We start from the raw sequence: 18,457 nt of genomic DNA, 5'->3' as shown, positions 1-18,457 counted from the left end.
CTTATTCAATGTTTAAACGCTTTTTACATCGTCTCCCAGCTTGTTGAATTTAATCTGCTCACTATTTTTACATTTACTAAAATGTCATACATTTGGTTAAAAAATGTCGATAAAAAGCAGTAAAATTAGTTTTAAAGTATTGTTTTTAAATAATTAACAAGCATTAAAGTAGTAATATTTTTTATATATCAATACAATAAGCTTTTATTTTTTTAGGCATCGGTCTTTGGAGCATGGGTTGTTAAAATTAGCAGGAGTTAAATCAACTTCTTTGAGTCTTTTAGCCGTGTGTGGATTATTTTTGTTATTAACTCAATTTCAAACCCAATGGCAAAGTAAGCTCTCTCTTATTAATAATCTTGTTTATCCATTACTGATTATTACCGCTATATTTGCCACTCAGTTTAATCGAAGTCGAGTCGCTATTTTGTGCGCGTTTTGGTTACTTTATTTATGTTCACTTGAGTATGCTTTGCCCTGGTCAAGTTGGCTTAAAGCGCAATCTGATTGGGTTTTACTATGCGCTGCAAGTTTATTAATGTTGTTAGCCGTGATAAAAGATCGCGCACTTTTATCAATACACACTGCGACCCGAACCTTATTAATTATTCTATGTGGCGGCGCAGCATTTGCGTGGCTGGCACTGAGTTTGCACTTACAAGGGCTATCATTACAACCTTCTGTTTATACTCAACTGCTTCCTTATTTACCCATAGCTTTACCACTGTCGCTCATTGGCAGCTTACTCATTTGGCAAAGCGTAAGAACACATAACCTGACGCAAACGGCGTTACTCATCACTTTTATTGTGTGGTGCCTTAACCAACAACATGTTATTGATTTTCCTTGGTCTGTCATTGCTGTACTTATGGCTTCTTTGTATTTATTAGCGGTGAGTACCGACTCTTATTATTTAGCTTACAGAGACGATTTAACGAGCTTACCAACGCGCCGCGCACTTAATCAGCTTGCTCTATCATTAGGGCGAAAATACACTGTTGCTATGCTCGATATTGACCACTTTAAAAAATTCAACGACACCTATGGCCATGATATTGGCGACCAAGTACTTAAGCTAGTGGCAGCAAAAATGAGTGGCGTTAAAGGGGGTGGCAAGATTTACCGTTATGGCGGAGAGGAATTTACCGTTGTATTTCCAAGAAAAACAGCTGAGCAGTCAATTCCTGAACTAGAAACACTGCGTCAAAATATTGCAACTTACGACATGGTGATCAGAAACCCAAAACGCACAGATAAAAAATCCCGAAAAGGTAAACAGCCAAGCGACAATAAAACGGTGAACGTGACTGTTTCTATTGGCCTAGCACAAAGAACGGCAAAACAAAGCTTTGACGAGGCTTTAAAAAATGCTGATTTAGCGCTTTATAGAGCTAAAAAGAAAGGCAGAAACAACGTAAGCGAATAATGATTTTGTAACGTGGCACGCTAACGTTTAGTTATAGCGTGCCCAAAGGCAACTAATTTTATCTGCAAACTATTGCTTTTCAATCACCGCTTTTAAATTATTTAACGCGGAGACCGAAAAACCACGGTCGTAAAAGTAAATAATTTTACCACTCTCATCAAGCAGTATTACGCGGCTGTTGTTAGGGTTTTCGTTACCAGTAAATGCTTGAACTTTATCGCCATCTTTGTAAATTGTGATCACCCCACCCCACAACTCTTTTGGGATCCCTTTGCGCATACCGCTATCGATTAAGGTACTAAACATACGAGGAACCATCCCCTGAATAGTGGGCAACTCATAAGCGGTCACATTCACTGCGCTCATATCTAAACCAATAAGCCAACGATCAATATCAAACTGGCTATCTTGTTTATAACCAATTAACAGCAACGTATTGGGGTTGTTAAAGTCCTCAGGAATGGTGAATGACTTTTGCTCTAAGCTTTCTCCCGTCACAGTAGGAAATTGCTTACCAAGTAGTGCTTGGTTTGGGTATTGGGTTGAACACCCACTAACCACTAAAACCATCACCAGTGCCATTATTGCCTTTAACATACCTCTACTCCCTCTTTTAAATAAAAACTAAAGTGAACAAATTAATTTATTACTACGTACTAAGGTTACGATTTTAACTGTAGTTAAGATCTTACTTTCATCTAGTAAACGCCATAAATTAAAGAAAATACAATCATATGGGTTAATTTTTTCAACAATGTGCTCATTCGTTATACTTTAATATTATTACTATATTCATTTTAATTCTATACCATAGCGAAAGCGTATTTTGTTAACGTCTTACAAAGCGTTAAAGTGCCGCGCTAATTCACAGCTATAAAAGAGGGTACTATGTCGCTTGCTGTATTATTAATGTTGGCATTATTTGTCGGTTTGCTGTTCGCGATTTATCTTTTTTCGCAAAAAAGCAGCTCTTTATCTCGTACCGTTTTATTTGGCTTAGTGCTTGGTAGCACCTTTGGCTTAGCCCTACAGTTTTTATTTGCCCACTCTCCAGAGACGATTAAAGAAATACTCAGCTGGGTAAGCGTGGTGGGTAAAGGCTATGTCGGTTTATTAAAAATGATCATCATGCCATTGGTATTAATTTTTATGATTGCCGCAGTGGTAAAGCTCGAAAACCAAGGCTCTTTAGGTAAAATATCATTTATTAGTATTTCTGTTTTACTCTTTACCACAGCAATTGCCGCTTTGGTGGGTATTGCTGTCACCTATGGATTTGACCTCAGTATTGAAGGGCTTGTTTCGGGTACTCGAGAAGCCGCTAGAATGGACACTCTACAAAGCAAAGCTGCGAATGTGGCCGATTTAAGTGTGCCGCAAATGCTACTGAGCTTTATTCCTGAAAATCCCTTTGCTGATTTAAGTAATCAACGTTCAACCTCTATTATTGCTACCGTTATTTTTGGTGTCCTTGTTGGTATTGCTGCGCGCAAAGTGATGCTGGAAAAAACAGAACTTGCCAGCCCAATTCGTAACGGTGTAAATGCCCTACAAGCTACGGTAATGAGCCTAGTACGTATGGTGATTGCACTCACGCCTTATGGTGTTGCGGGATTAATGGCAAGCGTTGTGGCAAACTCTAGCAGTAACGATATTTTAAATTTACTCGCCTTTATTGTTGCCTCATATGTGGCTATTTTATTGATGTTTGTTGTGCATGGCTTATTGCTTAGCTTTGTAGGCGTTAATCCAAAGCATTATTTTGAAAAAATCTGGCCAGTACTGACCTTTGCATTTAGCTCGCGCAGTTCAGCGGCCTCCATTCCTATGAATGTCGATGTGCAAATTAACCAGTTAAAAGTACCACCAGCAATTGCTAACTTATCGGCTTCTTTTGGTGCCACTATTGGTCAAAACGGCTGTGCTGGTATTTATCCTGCTATGCTCGCAATGATGGTTGCGCCAAGTGTGGGGATAGACCCACTTACATTTGAGTTTATTTTACCGTTAATTGGTATTGTAGTTATTAGCTCGTTTGGTATTGCAGGTGTTGGTGGTGGTGCTACCTTCGCAGCGTTGGTTGTATTGCCTACCATGGGATTACCTATAGAGGTTGTGGCTTTACTTATTTCTATTGAACCCTTAATAGATATGGCACGCACTGCGCTCAACGTATCAGGCTCTATGACCTCAGGTGTGATCACCAGCAAATTAATGAAAAATCAATAACACAGATTTTAATCTAATAGCCCAGCCTACGCTGGGCTTTTTTACGTCTGCCACTTTCAATGCTCTTTAGTGATTTGTTTATTTAATCATTTAACTTTAATAAATCATTTTTATAGATTGTATCAATCGGTTTATTTCGCACACGGTTTTTAGCCCCTCTACTATACTATTCGCACTGCTTAGTCATTCAAGCTTGGTAAACAACAACTTGAATGGAGTAAAAGCTCACTAATTTTTAAATTATTAGATTCTATTTTTAATAATAGTAATACGCTTTGTATATAACGAAATTCGTTAACTTTAAGGAAGCTGACAATGAAAAACCGATCATTTACTAAAAAAGCACTTGTTGGATTTATAAGTATGGCACTTATGTCTGGCTCTGCTTTTAGCCAAGAAAAACCACAAATGTCTAAGCCACAAGGTGCTGTTGGCATGGGTGAGGCTAAAATGGGCGCAACCAGAACAAACCAATTTTGGTGGCCAGATCAACTAAACCTATCTCCTCTTCGTGATCATGATCTACGTTCAAACCCTTATGGTGCAGACTTTAATTATGCAGAGGCATTTAACAGCCTAGATTTAGACACAGTAAAAAGTGATATTGACGCCCTACTTACGCAATCTCAAGACTGGTGGCCAGCGGATTTTGGTAACTATGGCCCATTTTTTATTCGTATGACATGGCACAGCGCAGGCACCTACCGTACGCTTGATGGCCGTGGTGGCGCAGGCGGTGGTCAACAACGTTTTGAGCCGCTTAACAGCTGGCCAGATAACGTAAGCTTGGATAAAGCGCGCCGTTTACTTTGGCCAATTAAACAAAAATACGGAGAAGCACTTTCATGGTCAGACTTAATCGTATTAGCAGGTAACGTTGCTCTAGAAAACATGGGATTTGAAACCTATGGTTTTGCCGGCGGGCGAACTGACGACTGGGAACCAGACATGGTTTACTGGGGTCCAGAAGTAGAAATGCTTGCCAGCGACCGTGAAGATGCTAGCGGCAAATTAGAACGCCCATTAGGTGCAACGCACATGGGTTTAATTTACGTAAATCCTGAAGGCCCTAAAGGGGTTCCTGATCCAATTGGGTCAGCTAAGAACATTCGCGTTGCGTTTTCTCGCATGGCGATGAACGATGAAGAAACCCTGGCACTTATCGCCGGTGGTCACACCTTTGGTAAAATGCATGGTGCGCACAAACCTAAAGACTGTGTAGGTGCAGAGCCTGCTGCAGCCGGTATTGAAGAGCAAGGTTTAGGCTGGAAAAACAAATGTGGTAAAGGCCACTCTGAAGATACCGTATCTAGTGGTTTAGAAGGCGCATGGACACAAGCACCTACCCGCTGGTCATCACTGTACTTGAGCAACCTTCTTAACTTTGAGTGGAAACAAACTCGCAGCCCTGCAGGTGCCATTCAGTGGATCCCAACGGATGAATCGTTACACAACGCTGTACCTGACGCTCATATTAAAGGTAAGTTTAACGCACCAGTAATGACCACGGCCGACTTAGCGTTAAAATTTGATCCTGAATACCGCAAAATTGCAGAACGCTTTTTAAATGACCCTAAAGAGTATCAACTTGCATTCGCTAAAGCATGGTACAAATTGACTCACAGAGATATGGGACCACCACGTAACTTTTTAGGTAAAGAAGTACCAAAAGACGACTTAATTTGGCAAGACCCTATTTCAGCAGAAACTCAATCAAACATTGATGCTGGTGCAGTAAAAGAGCTTAAAGCCGCTATTTTAGACTCAAACCTAAGTGTACCGGAGTTAGTACGTGTAGCCTGGGCATCGGCTGCTAGCTACCGTGATTCAGATATGCGCGGCGGTGCCAACGGCGCACGTATTGCGCTTGCTCCACAAAAGGATTGGGCAGTAAATAATCCAGCAGAAACCGCAAAAGTACTTAACGTATTAAAAGCGATTCAAGCTGACTTTAACGACAGCTTATTTAGCAAAAGCCATGTATCGCTTGCTGATTTAATTGTGCTTGGTGGTAATGTAGCGATTGAAAAAGCAGCCAAAGATGCAGGTTACACAGTAGATGTACCGTTTAATGCTGGCCGTGGCGATGCTACGCAAGCGCAAACTGACGTTAATGCATTTAGTTTATTAGAGCTGCCTGCCGATGGCTTTAGAAACTACTTTGATGCAGAAAAAAGCTATAAGTCGCCAACTGAAATGCTAATAGATAAAGCCGATCAGCTTGACCTAACCGTGCCAGAAATGACTGTATTAATCGGTGGCTTACGTTCACTTGATGCAAACTACAAAGGCACTGATTACGGCGTATTTACTGACAAGCCAGGCACTCTAAATAACGACTTCTTTGTTAATTTATTAGATATGTCGACGGTTTGGAAAAAGTCATCAGATGCGGGGATTTATCAAGGCTTTGATCGTCAATCAGGTGAGCAAAAGTACACAGCCACTTCAGTTGATCTGATTTTTGGTTCAAATTCAGAATTGCGTGCAGTTGCCGAAGTATATGCCTTTGATACATCAAAGCAAAAGTTTGTAGAAGACTTTGTTGCGGCATGGACTAAAGTAATGAACTTAGACCGTTAATTACCATTAAGTAATACAACCATAGCGCTGCAATTAATTGCAGCGCTTTTTTATTATTAAGCTACTTTAAAGCAACCACTCGCTCGCGCAAATCATCAGCATTAACCTTCTGTGCAGCCACCATTTCACCAATAGTCACACTGACCAACGACCACTTTGGTCTAGGCAATCGCCACTTGGTTTTTCGACTAAACATACTGCCCCATAGTCCATCTAAATGAACAGGAATAACAGGCACCGGTGTGCGCTGAATTATTTTTTCAATGCCACGACGAAATACATCAACCTCGCCATCTCCACTGAGCTTGCCTTCAGGAAAAATTCCCACCAGCTCTCCACGCTCTAGTGCCTGAGCTATGTTGTCAAAGGCTTTATTAAACGCCTTAGGATTTGCTTTTTCACTATCAATTGGAATGGCTTTGGCCATTTTAAACAACCAATTAAGTGCTGGTGAATAATAAATAGGGGCAAACACGACAAACCGAATTGGCCTAGGTGACGCGGCTAAAATAAACATCCAATCAACAAAGCTAACATGGTTACTCACCACCACGGCAGGCCCATCATCGGGCATATTAAGCGTTCCCTTAGTGCGTACTCGATACATGCAAATCGCTAAAATATAAATAATAAAACGTAAGAAAAACTCAGGCACTTTGCTATATATGTACAGCGATATCAGTAAATTAAGCCCTGCTAATAACAACAGTAATTGTGAAATCTCCCAGTGTAAAAGCGTTAGGGTAACAATACTTAAAACAGCGCTGCCCACCATAAATAAGGCGTTTAGTACATTATTGGCAGCAATCACTCGTGAACGGCTATCTGGGTGAGTACGCTGCTGAATAAGTGCATACAGTGGCACCGTATAAAAACCCGCAGCTATACCAATACCAGCCATCCAAATAAAGTGCCAGAGCATATCGCCGGTATTAATCACTTGTTCAAGGGTAAGCAGCGATTCATTAGTTTGGCGATAAAACTCAATGCTTGGCTCTTGGCTTAATAAATATAAAAACAAGCTAATTAAAAGCGCCCCAAAAGGCACAATGCCTAACTCAATACGTGAGCGCGATAGCTTCTCACAAAGTAAAGACCCCAATGCAATACTCAACGAAAACACCACTAAAGCTGAGGTAACCACCAGCTCATCGCCTCCCATTACATGTTTTACATAGTTAGGGAGCGCGGTTAATATCACTGCACCAATCAGCCAAAACCAGCTGATCCCCAATACTGATTTACCCACTGACTCGGTTTGTGCGTTAAGCACATTAAATACACTTTTGGTCGAGGAAATAGGATTAAGCGATACCTTTAAATTAGCATCATTCGCAGCACTTTTTGGTATAAAACGACTACTCAAATAACCAATAACCGCCAGGCTCACTATTGCAATACTGATATAAACAGGGCCTGCAGCTTGGGTTATATAATAAGTGCCAAATACGGTGCCCAATAAAATAGCCACAAAGGTGCCAGATTCAACTAACCCATTAGCTTTGGTTAATTCATGAGGAGCCACATGCTGCGGTAAAATAGAGTATTTAAGTGGCCCAAAAAAAGTGCTTTGTAAACCCATTAAAAACACAGTACCCAACATTAACCAAACCTGCTCGGTTAAAATAGATACCACGCCCACCAGCATTATTGGAATTTCGCAAAACTTTACGATGCTGATCAACTTTGATTTTTCCAACTTTTCTGCAATTTGACCAGCCATGCCCGAAAATAAAAAGAACGGCAAAATAAATAATCCCGCAGCCACGTTAGAATAAAAAGCACCATCGGCCACCGTAGCAGCCTGAAAAATTAAAATAAGGAGGATTGATTGCTTGTAAACATTGTCATTTAAAGCGGAGAAAAACTGTGTCACAAACAGAGGTAAAAACCGTTTACTGCTCAGTAAAGCTCCTTGATATTGTTGTTTATTTTCCTTCATTACGGTCTCTTCAAATTAGCTACAGCGTTTAGATTACCACTGTGTAAAAGAAATACGAACCCACTTTTTTAAGTACGTGCTCAAAAATATACCTAATCGCTAACACGCAATAAAAATGATTAACAAATGAACAATGCAACTAAATCTTGCGTATAAGTTGTTTATGAGTTGTAAATAAAACATCTATGTTCTAAAACTAAAAGGTGACTAAAAAAGGAGCATCTTTATGCCAACTACAAACACAATAGACAAAGACACCAAATTCGCACGTTGTTTAGAGTGCAACAAAGTAAATACATTTGCCGCTTTTCATTGGCTTTCGTTAGCGTTTAAGGATATGGCGCGCGCGCCCATGCTGAGCTTAATTTACGGTTTAATCTTCACACTTATTCCCGTAGCGATTGTTTACTCTGTTGTACTTACCGACAGCCACCTTGCCATACTGCCAGCCACGGTTGCATTTGCCTTAATAGGTCCTGTGTTTGCGGTTGGTTTGTACGATGTGGCTTGGGAGCTTGAAAAAGGCCATAAACCTACTTTAAGCCATTCATTAAAATCGATGTTTCGTAACCCTGTAGGTGAGTGGGGTTTTGCCGTATTACTTATGGTAATTATGATTATTTGGATGCGCTTAGCCGCAATTGTTCATGCATTGTACCCAAGCCATGCAAACCCAACATTTGAAGAGCTTTCGGCGTTTTTAACCATAGGCAGTATTATTGGCGGTATTTTACTGGTTAGCGTGTTTTCAATTTCGGCATTTACCCCGCAAATTATGATGGAAAGACGCGTTGATATAATGACTGCCGTGGTTTCTTCAATCCATGCAGTTAAAGAAAACTTTGCAGCCATGCTGGTATGGTCTATTTGTATATTTGTACTTGTCGCACTGGGCTTTGCTGCGGGTGCCGCTGGATTCATTATTATTATGCCACTACTTAGTTACGCTAGTTGGCACGGTTACATTGCGGTTATTAAAACTAAAAAAGAACGTGGTTACGAATAACATTCACCCATAGTCATTTTTTATCACTTAATAAAACGCTTTAGGGTGTTTTATTAAGTGATGCCTGTTTCCCTCCTGTGAATTAAATCTGCAAAAACCTTGATCTCAATAAGGTGCAAAGCTTAAAAAGCGCGCTAATATAATGTGATATACCACACGCTTTATAAAGGAATAAACATGAGTCAAAACGTTGCAGACTTAATGACACCTAACCCATTCTCAGTGAATATAAAAAGTACTTTGCACGACGCACATAATTTAATGAAAGAAAAAAATGTTCGTCACATTCCCGTTATCGACGAAGATGGCGCATTTGTTGGCATGCTTACGCAAAAAATTATGGTCGCCAAAGTAATGGGGATCATGGCTACTTTTGGCGCAAATGCACTACAACGCAAAGAAAAACTCACAAAAGTAGAAGATATTATGGTGAGTGACTTTATTAGTGTCACTCCAGCCCAGCCATTATCAGATGTGGTTAAGTTTTTTGTAGAGAATCGCCATGGCTGTATGCCTGTGGTTAGCGAGCAAGGTCAGCTGGTAGGTATTTTAACCTCTTCTGATTTTGTGCGCTTAGCTGCGGCGCTATTATCTTAATTAATAGCATAATAAAAAACCTGCGTTTTGAATTTACTCAAAGCGCAGCTATTTTTATAAACAAATACCTACCCAGAAGCCTCTTCGTATATAGCTAAGTCACTAACAGCCTGTTATGGTAAACAGCTCTTTTCAGCAGTTATTACTAAAAGGTAATTTGTCATATGGCTAATCAATTAAATGTATTGGGAACTCGCCTACAGCTATGTTGTGGCAATGGCGGCTATACTCGCGAAGGGTTTTGCTATGTGCCAGATTCAGACTTTGGTAATCACAGTGTGTGCGCCATTATGACCGACGAATTTTTGCAATTTTCTAAGGCGCAAGGTAACGATTTAATTAGCCCTAATCCTTTGTATGATTTTGCGGGCTTAAAAGCTGGCGATAAATGGTGCTTATGTGCGATTCGTTGGTATCATGCCATTGCTGCAAATGTTGCTCCTCCTGTTGTACTTGAAGCAACAAACCAAAAAGCGCTAGATATTATTCCCCTTGAAGTATTAAAAGCACATCAATATACCGGGTAATGATTTGAGCGCTCAGCTTCTAATATTTAAGTATTATAACCACCCTTTATGTTTAAAAAATAAATAAGGGGCAAAGCCCGACAGCAACATAATGCCAATTGCAAAAGGATAACCCCATTCCCATTGTAGCTCAGGCATTATATTAAAATTCATACCATACACACTAGCCACTACTGTAGGCGGTAAGAAAACCACTGAGGCAATAGAAAAGGTTTTAATAATTTGATTTTGTTCAATATTAATAAAGCCTTGTGTTGAATCCATCAAAAAGTTCACCTTGTCGAACAAAAAGGTACAGTGCGACATTAAAGTTTCTATATCGAGTACAATTTCTCGAAGAGATTCGCGCTCGTCATTTTGCGCGCCTATACGGCGTATTAAAAACGAAATATTGCGTCGCGTATCCATTAAACATAAACGCACTTTACCATTAGCATCTTCTAAGCGAGCTATGCGACCAACCGCCTCTTCTAAGTCTGAGTTATCTTCTTCAAGTACATAAGCACTGAGCTTCTCTAATTGATGATGCATGTCTTCGAGCATATCCGCGTGGTTTTCAACTTTTTGATCAAATAAAGTGATTAATAATTGTTTTGCTGTATCGCATGCCACCTGACCTTTGCGCGCTCTTAAGCGCAGTAGTCTAAAATCAGCCAATTCCTCATCACGAATAGTAAGTAAGCAATTGTTTTGCAACAAACAAGCTACCGTTACAGTATTAAATCGCCCTTCATTAGGTGACATAAACAATGCATGCACATGTAAACCTTCATTATCGATAAAGCACCTAGACGACGTTTCAATCTCTTCTACATCTACCGAATCTGGAAAAGTTATATTGAGCGTTTTTGCAAGCGCATTTTGCTCCTGCGGTGTTGGATTAATAGTATCAATCCAATGTGCATTCTTTATGGATACTTCAACAGGGGTATCAGGTAAAGGCTCTAACTCTTTGATCACTCCTTGCTCGATGGAAAAAAATCTCAACATACACTTCTCCTTTAATGAATCTTTAAGTTGAGTATATGTAACAGGACATTAATCAACAATGATAATACCTTCATTATAACCACTATAAAGGGCACGCTATTCGCTAACACTTTAAAGTACTGCTGTTTTGCAGAATTTACAAAAAAGTGCATATTTTTCATATGCACTTAATCTTACTGCTTTATCAAGTACTATAAATAAAAATTAAACTGCTATTTTTCAGTTAGTTAAAACTATATCACTATCGGCATGACGATTGCTTCTATAAATACAAGAGGTGTTCGTTATCGCAATTTAAATACTCACTAGAGTAAAGCGAGCACTATTTTTGAAATAGTAGGAGGAATCATGAGTAACAGTAATAATGCAAATAAAGTCGCTGAATTTACCGCTCCCGGTGTAAAAAACGAATCAGCAAATAAAGCAATATCTGTACTAGAAAATCGCATGGTAGCGCTAATTGATTTACAGCTAACTTTAAAACATATTCATTGGAATGTAGTAGGTCCAAACTTTATTGGCGTACATGAAATGCTAGACCCACAAGTAGAAACCGTCCGTGAAATGACCGACACCATAGCAGAACGTATTGCCACTTTAGGCGGCGTCCCAGTTGGCACACCAAAATCGATTGTTGAGCGTCGTACATGGGAAGATTATGCCATAGGTAAAGGCTTAGTAACTGAACACTTAGCCGCATTAGATAAAGTATATAACGGCGTTAACGGTGATCACCGTAAAGCCATAGAATCACTTGCTGAGCTTGATCCGGTATCTGAAGATATGATCATTGCGCAACTTGCAGAGCTTGAGCAATATCAGTGGTTTGTTCGCGCCCACATAGAATCATCTACTGGTCAATTGAATAGCTAATTTTTAAAGCTGTCATTTGACTTACAAAGCCCAGTAACTTGCTGGGCTTTTTTGTTTTTAAACTATATTCCTCTTATTAATACACTAGAAATCCCCCGATTTAGCGCATATAACACGTTTAGTTACTATACTTATTATTAAAGAGAACTTACTATCGACTCCTAATTATTAGCAGGGAATTTGAAGTGTTGTCGCGTCTATATAGCTTTATGCCAGGTTTACACACCTTATTTAATTATCAACGTCAATGGTTTTCTGATGATGTGAGGGCGGCATTATCAGTTGCAGCTGTTGCTTTACCTGTTGCTATAGCTTATGCGCAACTTACAGGCGTTAATGCTGCAGTTGGCCTGTATTCTTGCGTATTACCTATGATGCTTTATGCACTTTTTGGTACCTCTAAACAGCTTATTATTGGCCCTGATGCCGCAACATGTGCGGTTATTGCTGCAGTTGTTACTCCACTTGCTGCAGGCGATAGCTTTAAACATTGGCAATTAGTGATCACCATGACCGCAATGACCGGTTTTTGGTGCTTTATTGCCAGCCGCTTTAAGCTAGGTGTATTAGCCGACTTTTTATCTAAACCAATTTTAATGGGGTTACTAAACGGTGTGGCTATTACCATTATTGTTGGTCAGTTTTCTAAAGTATTTGGCTTTACCTTTGATGAACGCTACTTGCTTGAGCGTTTAGGTGGCGTCCCTACGTATTTATCGCAAACTCATATTCCCACCTTATTAATGGCTTTATTTACCCTCGGCGTTTACTTTGTGTTAAAGCGCTTAAAACCTACATGGCCAGCCTCTATGTTTGCCATTGCACTAGGTGCGGTATTCGTTTGGTTGTTTAATTTAGAGCAATTTGAAATAAAAACCATAGGCACAGTAACCGGTGGTTTGCCTGTGTTTAACACTCCAGTATTTGACGTGGGTATTATTCGAGAACTTGTTGTACCTGCACTCAACTTAGCCATAGTTAGCTTTGTCAGCATGATGCTAACAGCGCGAAGCTTTGCAGCAAAGAATGGCTACGACATCGATGCCGATAAAGAATTTAGAGCCTTGGGCATCGCTAATTTAGCGTCAGCATTATCACAAGGCTTTGCCGTTAGTGGTGCCGACTCACGCACAGCCGTAAACGACGACTCTGGCGGAAAAACCCAATTAGTTTCGATTATAGCTGCCGCTATTATTGGCGTTATCGCTCTTTTTCTAACGGCGCCGCTTGAGTTTATTCCCAGTGCTGCACTCGGGATTGTATTAATAATTGCCTCTGTTCACCTGCTTGATTTAAAGGCAGTCTGGCAATTAAAATTTAAAGATAAGCAGGCATTTTACTTAGCCTCAGCCACACTTTTTGCTGTGCTGTTTATTGGGGTTATACCAGGAATTACCCTTGCTGTATTACTAGGGTTATTTCAATTTATTCGAACTGTTATGCGCCCATCAGACACCATTTTAGGTGTGGATATAAAAGGCGTAGTAAGAAGCTTAGACGAAACAGATAAAGCCAAAGCAGTACAAGGGGTTTTTATATATCGTTTTAATTCTCCTTTAACCTATTTTAATGCCAGTTATTTTAAACGCCGCTTGTTAGAGCAATATGCAAGACAAAAAGACGACACACAATGTGTCATTATTGATGCTGTGCCCTGCTTCACTCATCTTGATTTAAGCGTTATGGCCATGCTCGCAGACCTAGATGTGATATTTAAAAAACGAGGTATTCGATTAGAGCTAGCGGGAAGAAAACGCCAGCTACTTTCTTGGTTTAAAACCGCTGGTATCGCCTCAGGTAAAGACGGTATTTATATTCATTCAGACTTATACATTGCCTTACAAAAAAACAGCGTCAGTCAGCATGTCGACGAGGTTACGATGTTTCAATCGCAAAACTCCGAAGAGATAAATGCAGGTAATAATTAGGGTTATTATTTTTCCTCAACTACACTAGGGTCTGTTGACCTTTGTGGATTAAAATTTGTTCAAACTAGGGGCGGTTTAATCGCGGCGCGAGGTTTGTAACCTAGTGGGCTAAGTAAAAACCGAGTAACAAAGAGTAAATCGTCCCTAGGCAGAACCCTTCGGGCAGCGCCTGTTTGGCATTGATGCTACGTTATCGCCTATTTATGGGGAATAACCACACCACATAGGCTCTGTCTTGCCTAAATACCAAACAGACTGCTGCAAATTTAACCTTGAAAGGTCAACAGACCCTAGATGAGTCATTTATTGTGAATGACTCTTTATAAAAACAATAGAGTGTTCAAGCATTTTAATGAATCAACACTTAATAATAAGCGTAGCCTTATTAACTTTTCTTGCTACTTACTAAACCTTAAAAATACAAACAATAGCCAGATGCAAATATCATACAGCGCAGTAAATACATAGTTTAGTCGCTAATGCGGTCGCTTTTAGTTTTAGCTAATTAGCCATAAGTTGTTTATGGCTATGGTTTATCAATTGCCGCACACTAAACCAATGAAAGACAAAGGAGCTACCATGAAATATACATTAATAATTTTATGCTTAATTGCACTTGCAGGTTGCGATAAAGGCGTTGATTCTCCAAGGGGGTTTAGCTTACCAGAGGGAAATGCTGAAAAAGGTAAAGCCGTTTTTATAAAGTATGAGTGTTTGGCATGCCATACACTTGCAGGCGTAGAAGATGACAGTATAAAAAAACATGACGATATTTCTATCAGACTAGGCGGTAATAAAACCAAAATAGTCACTTATGCTGAGTTAGTTACATCGGTTATTAACCCTTCTCACCGCTTTTCAAGGCCTTACAGAGCTGATGCTAGAACCCCCGATGGAGCATCTAAAATGACGGTATTTAACGACACCATGACCGTTTCTGAACTCACTGATTTAGTGACCTTTTTACAACCAAATTATAAGCTTATTCCTTATCACAGAACGAAGTACTCTGATTACAAATAAATACTTATAAGTAAACATCAAAAAAAAAGCCGTTATTAAACAACGGCTTTTTATTATAGATTATGGATTATGGATAACCCTATTCAGCATTAACCATGTCTTCAAACTTCATACCGGTTAATTTAGTTAGTACTTTAATTACATAAACAAAAATACCAATGAGCATGAGCATAGACGGAATAGCAATTACCGGATAACTCAATAGCGTCATTTCACCAAGCTGTTCGTTAAATTCAACGGAGCCTGCAGGGCTGGTAACAATCCATTTAGCAAGGATGTAATTCATCGTAGATGAAAACACAAAGGTCAGCGCTAAGAGGTAATTAGCATTGGTGATTTTTTGTTTAAAGCTTTGTGTATTGCCTCGTGCATCTAAGGCATCATAAATAGTATCTAGCTTAAATAAAAGTGAGTTTAATAAAAGTTTGGCTAGCAGGGGTTTACCAAAAAAGCCCGACATCAGCACGGTAAAACCAATGATTGCCGGAATAGCTGCTTCTTTAATAGCTAACCACTCAACGTTTAGCTCAAACAAGGCAATACCACCGGTAAGCAAAGTACTTAAAAAGCCTAAAAGCGAGATGAAGTTTAATGAGCCCGCTTTTATAAAATCATAAATACCGTAACTAATAGGGAATATAAGCGCGACAATTAAACCAGTCACACTGCCTAAATATTCAGGGCCAGAAAACTTCATTAAAATGACTGAAGGGATGATGATATTAAAGACTATTTCGATAAGCGGATTATTTTTTTTACGCTTATTTGTAGCTTGATTATTACTGGTCATTTTTAGTTCCAAAAAATATTACTGCTGCCATTAATTTCCCCTAATGTGGAATAAATAATGCTAAATATTGCTTCTTTGCATAATACCCGCAATAAGCCCGCTATTCTAGCATGGCACTTAGTCATATTATTTTATTATGTAGCGCTTACTCTGCAGTAATATAGGTATAAATTGAGGCGTTAATTAAATCACCAGTCGTATTTTCAGCCCTCAAAGACTATATTAAAGCTACAAAAAATAAATTAGTTTAAAGTCATGCTCAGTAGTAAGTATTTATCTACATCGTACTTTTGGTTATTTTTATTGATGGTTTGTGTGCATCAAAAGGCCGCTGCCAAACAAATTATTGCTGTTGCCGAATTAAGTGGACTGTTTCAACACGCTGCTAATAATCAACACCAAGGGGTTTATCATGCGTTATTAACCAAAGCACTCGCAGATACAAAACTGAGTGATCAATACATAATTGAAGTCATGCCAATGAAACGCGCTAAGCTTGAGTTTTTAAAACAAACTGTTGCTTGCTATGCACCAGGTGAGGACACCTTTGATGGCTCAGAAGGGATTACATTACCTAAAAACATTTTACACAGCACACCTTTTAACAAAGCACTGATCAAAGTGGTTTCTAATAACCCAAAGCGAGTTATTTCAAACGTAGGCCAAATTAATAACAGCGATATTATTAGCATTGTTCGAGGGGTGCCCAGTAGTCGTGAGTTAGATAAAATAAAAGAAAAGGCCAAAATAGTGATTGAAGTAAATAGTGAATTGGAAAGCTTACAACTTTTATTACTCGGGCGAGTAGACTTAATATTAGCGTTTTACCCCGATATTAACTTTGCCTATAGAGAGTTAAATATACACCCCCATCTACCCTATAGTAATAACTACTCACCGGTGAGCATTAACGATAATATTATTTGCCACCCAAGCTATAAAAAAGACTTTGAAAAAATAAACAAAAAAATTACCGAATATCTGCAAAACGGTGAAATGAAAATATTATTAAATGATTATTTTATTCATTAACCTCTATTTAAAGCCTGCATAGGGTTGCGCCATATAAAACTCCCTTTTACAGCTTGGAAAACCTTCTCGCTTGCTCTAGTATCTAGTTGTCTTAGCTCATAATTTGCATTTTAATGAAATCATTTCCGTCACTGTACTTTGCCAATTTATTTTTAATTATTGGTACCGGTTTACTTACTACCTATTTAGCGCTTTATTTAGGTAAACAAGGCACGTCTACATTTTGGATAGGCTTAATGACCTCGTGTTATTACCTTGGCTTATTACTGGGTTCAAAACTTGGCTATCATCTTATTAAATCGGTAGGTCACATCAGAACCTTTGCCGCCAGTACTGCTGCAGTGACAGCCTGTGTGGCTGCTCACGGCGTGAGTGATAATCTTTATATATGGTTAGGCCTTAGGCTTTTTGTTGGCTTAGGTATGATGTGTAATTACATGGTGCTAGAAAGCTGGCTGAATGAACAGTCAGCCCCCGAATCACGCGGCCGCGTATTCTCGTTTTATATGATCACTTCATACTTGGGGATGATTTTAGGGCAATTAGCGCTCGCACAATTTCCTGAGCTAGGTTATGCGCCGCTATTTTTGGTGTGCATGGCGTTAGCAATCGGCATTATTCCTATTTCTATCACCCGCAGAATTCACCCAAAACCCTTAAAACCCATAAAAATGAGCCTATTTGATTACGCTAAAAAAGTGCCACAATCGCTTACCGCGGTCCACTTTGCAGGCATTATTAATGGTAGCTTTTATGGTCTAGCACCTATTTTTGCCAAATTATCAGGCTTTGACGCCGCTGAAATTGCTATTTTTATGTCGCTAACTATTTTAGCCGGCCTGCTAGCACAGTGGCCAATGGGAATGCTCTCTGATCGTATTCGCCGTAGTTTATTAATTCGTACTAATGCCATAGCCATAGGCATTGTGAGTTTGGCATTGTTTTTATTACCAAGCTCACAGTTAATTGCTTACATACTCACCTTTATATTTGGTTTGTTTGCCTTTACTTTATATCCGCTTTGTTCGGCACTGGCCAATTCGCGAGTTGAAGACGAAGAACGCGTAGGCGTGTCATCAGCGTTATTGGTTGCTTTTGGCGCCGGTGCGGCAATAGGCTCAACAGTTAACGCACAGATCATGAGCTACTTTGGTCACCAAGCATTGTATGCGTCTATTTCGCTATTAACCGTAACCATGTATTTATTACTCACGTTTATTAATTCTAAACAAAAAGTAGAGCAGCCTGAACCCAGTGATTATGTGGTCGGTACGTCCGATGTAACTAACTCGCCACTGGCTGCCACTATGGATCCCCGTATTGAAGAAACCACCGCACAAGATCAAATGTTGGTTGTGGATGACGAAGAAATAGATGATGCGTTTTTTGAACATCCCCAAGGGGAGCTGTTTAAAGATCTTCACGAAGATGACGTGAAAAATTAATTTTTACTGCTTTTAAGTGTTTTAAAAAACACGCTAAGCAAACATCAATTAAGGGAGTCATTATAC

The 18,457-nt window shown here is 39.5% G+C and carries 15 protein-coding genes; 11 read left to right on the top strand and 4 right to left on the bottom strand.

The genetic code is table 11. The features are described 5' to 3' along the window. Positions 1–238: 238 nt before the first annotated feature. Positions 239–1,426: a GGDEF domain-containing protein gene (locus tag N523_RS0101500; protein WP_231485738.1), complete on the top strand. Its 1,188-nt coding sequence runs from the start codon at positions 239–241 to the stop codon at positions 1,424–1,426. A 69-nt stretch (positions 1,427–1,495) separates the two neighbouring features. On the opposite strand, the gene N523_RS0101495 is transcribed toward N523_RS0101500, so the two are convergent. Next, complete coding sequence (locus N523_RS0101495) at positions 1,496–2,023, bottom strand: hypothetical protein (protein ID WP_008111407.1); 528 nt, start codon at positions 2,021–2,023, stop codon at positions 1,496–1,498. A 291-nt stretch (positions 2,024–2,314) separates the two neighbouring features. Here N523_RS0101495 and N523_RS0101490 point away from each other — a divergent pair, with 291 nt between their 5' ends. Next, positions 2,315–3,655, top strand: a complete 1,341-nt coding sequence (locus N523_RS0101490) for an L-cystine transporter (protein ID WP_024601432.1) — start codon at positions 2,315–2,317, stop codon at positions 3,653–3,655. 315 nt (positions 3,656–3,970) lie between these two features. Continuing rightward, the gene (gene katG / locus N523_RS0101485; protein ID WP_028835691.1) at positions 3,971–6,238 is read left to right on the top strand and encodes a catalase/peroxidase HPI; all 2,268 of its coding nucleotides are present in this window, start codon (positions 3,971–3,973) and stop codon (positions 6,236–6,238) included. Between the two features lie 61 nt (positions 6,239–6,299). On the opposite strand, the gene N523_RS0101480 is transcribed toward katG, so the two are convergent. After that, on the bottom strand, positions 6,300–8,180 hold the full coding sequence (locus N523_RS0101480) for an MFS transporter (RefSeq protein ID WP_028835690.1): 1,881 nt from the start codon (positions 8,178–8,180) through the stop codon (positions 6,300–6,302). 226 nt (positions 8,181–8,406) lie between these two features. Between N523_RS0101480 and N523_RS0101475 the strand changes: the two genes are divergently transcribed. From N523_RS0101475 to N523_RS0101465, 3 genes are all read left to right on the top strand, one after another. Next, the gene (locus N523_RS0101475) at positions 8,407–9,186 is read left to right on the top strand and encodes a DUF2189 domain-containing protein (RefSeq protein ID WP_013465783.1); all 780 of its coding nucleotides are present in this window, start codon (positions 8,407–8,409) and stop codon (positions 9,184–9,186) included. Between the two features lie 177 nt (positions 9,187–9,363). Further along, positions 9,364–9,783, top strand: coding sequence for a CBS domain-containing protein (locus N523_RS0101470; RefSeq protein ID WP_016900499.1), 420 nt, complete (start codon positions 9,364–9,366; stop codon positions 9,781–9,783). Between the two features lie 164 nt (positions 9,784–9,947). Then, positions 9,948–10,310 carry a DUF2237 family protein gene (locus N523_RS0101465; RefSeq protein WP_016900500.1) on the top strand — a complete coding sequence of 121 codons (363 nt, stop codon included), beginning with the start codon at positions 9,948–9,950 and terminating at the stop codon, positions 10,308–10,310. Between the two features lie 33 nt (positions 10,311–10,343). Here the strand turns inward: N523_RS0101465 and corA are convergent, their stop codons facing one another. Next, a complete protein-coding gene (corA, locus tag N523_RS0101460; RefSeq protein ID WP_024601436.1) occupies positions 10,344–11,300 on the bottom strand; it encodes a magnesium/cobalt transporter CorA in 957 nt (318 codons plus the stop codon). Positions 11,301–11,648: 348 nt separating this feature from the next. Between corA and dps the strand changes: the two genes are divergently transcribed. From dps to N523_RS0101445, 3 genes are all read left to right on the top strand, one after another. Further along, the gene (dps, locus tag N523_RS0101455) at positions 11,649–12,173 is read left to right on the top strand and encodes a DNA starvation/stationary phase protection protein Dps (RefSeq protein WP_013465787.1); all 525 of its coding nucleotides are present in this window, start codon (positions 11,649–11,651) and stop codon (positions 12,171–12,173) included. 185 nt (positions 12,174–12,358) lie between these two features. Continuing rightward, positions 12,359–14,101, top strand: coding sequence for a SulP family inorganic anion transporter (locus N523_RS0101450; protein ID WP_028835689.1), 1,743 nt, complete (start codon positions 12,359–12,361; stop codon positions 14,099–14,101). A gap of 579 nt (positions 14,102–14,680) precedes the next feature. Further along, the gene (locus tag N523_RS0101445) at positions 14,681–15,124 is read left to right on the top strand and encodes a c-type cytochrome (RefSeq protein ID WP_028835688.1); all 444 of its coding nucleotides are present in this window, start codon (positions 14,681–14,683) and stop codon (positions 15,122–15,124) included. A gap of 79 nt (positions 15,125–15,203) precedes the next feature. Here the strand turns inward: N523_RS0101445 and N523_RS0101440 are convergent, their stop codons facing one another. Next, positions 15,204–15,914, bottom strand: coding sequence for a VC0807 family protein (locus N523_RS0101440; RefSeq protein ID WP_028835687.1), 711 nt, complete (start codon positions 15,912–15,914; stop codon positions 15,204–15,206). A 255-nt stretch (positions 15,915–16,169) separates the two neighbouring features. On the opposite strand from N523_RS0101440, the gene N523_RS0101435 reads away from it, so the two are divergent. Continuing rightward, a complete protein-coding gene (locus N523_RS0101435; protein ID WP_028835686.1) occupies positions 16,170–16,946 on the top strand; it encodes a hypothetical protein in 777 nt (258 codons plus the stop codon). 113 nt (positions 16,947–17,059) lie between these two features. After that, entirely contained in the window at positions 17,060–18,391 is a 1,332-nt protein-coding gene (locus N523_RS0101430; RefSeq protein ID WP_028835685.1) for an MFS transporter, read from the top strand. Positions 18,392–18,457 lie beyond the last annotated feature (66 nt).

The organism is Pseudoalteromonas sp. 23_GOM-1509m, assembly GCF_000518425.1.
Taxonomy (GTDB): Bacteria; Pseudomonadota; Gammaproteobacteria; order Enterobacterales; family Alteromonadaceae; genus Pseudoalteromonas; species Pseudoalteromonas tetraodonis.
The sequence above is the reverse complement of the archived record's forward strand: the minus strand, read 5'-3'. Positions and strand labels throughout refer to the sequence as shown.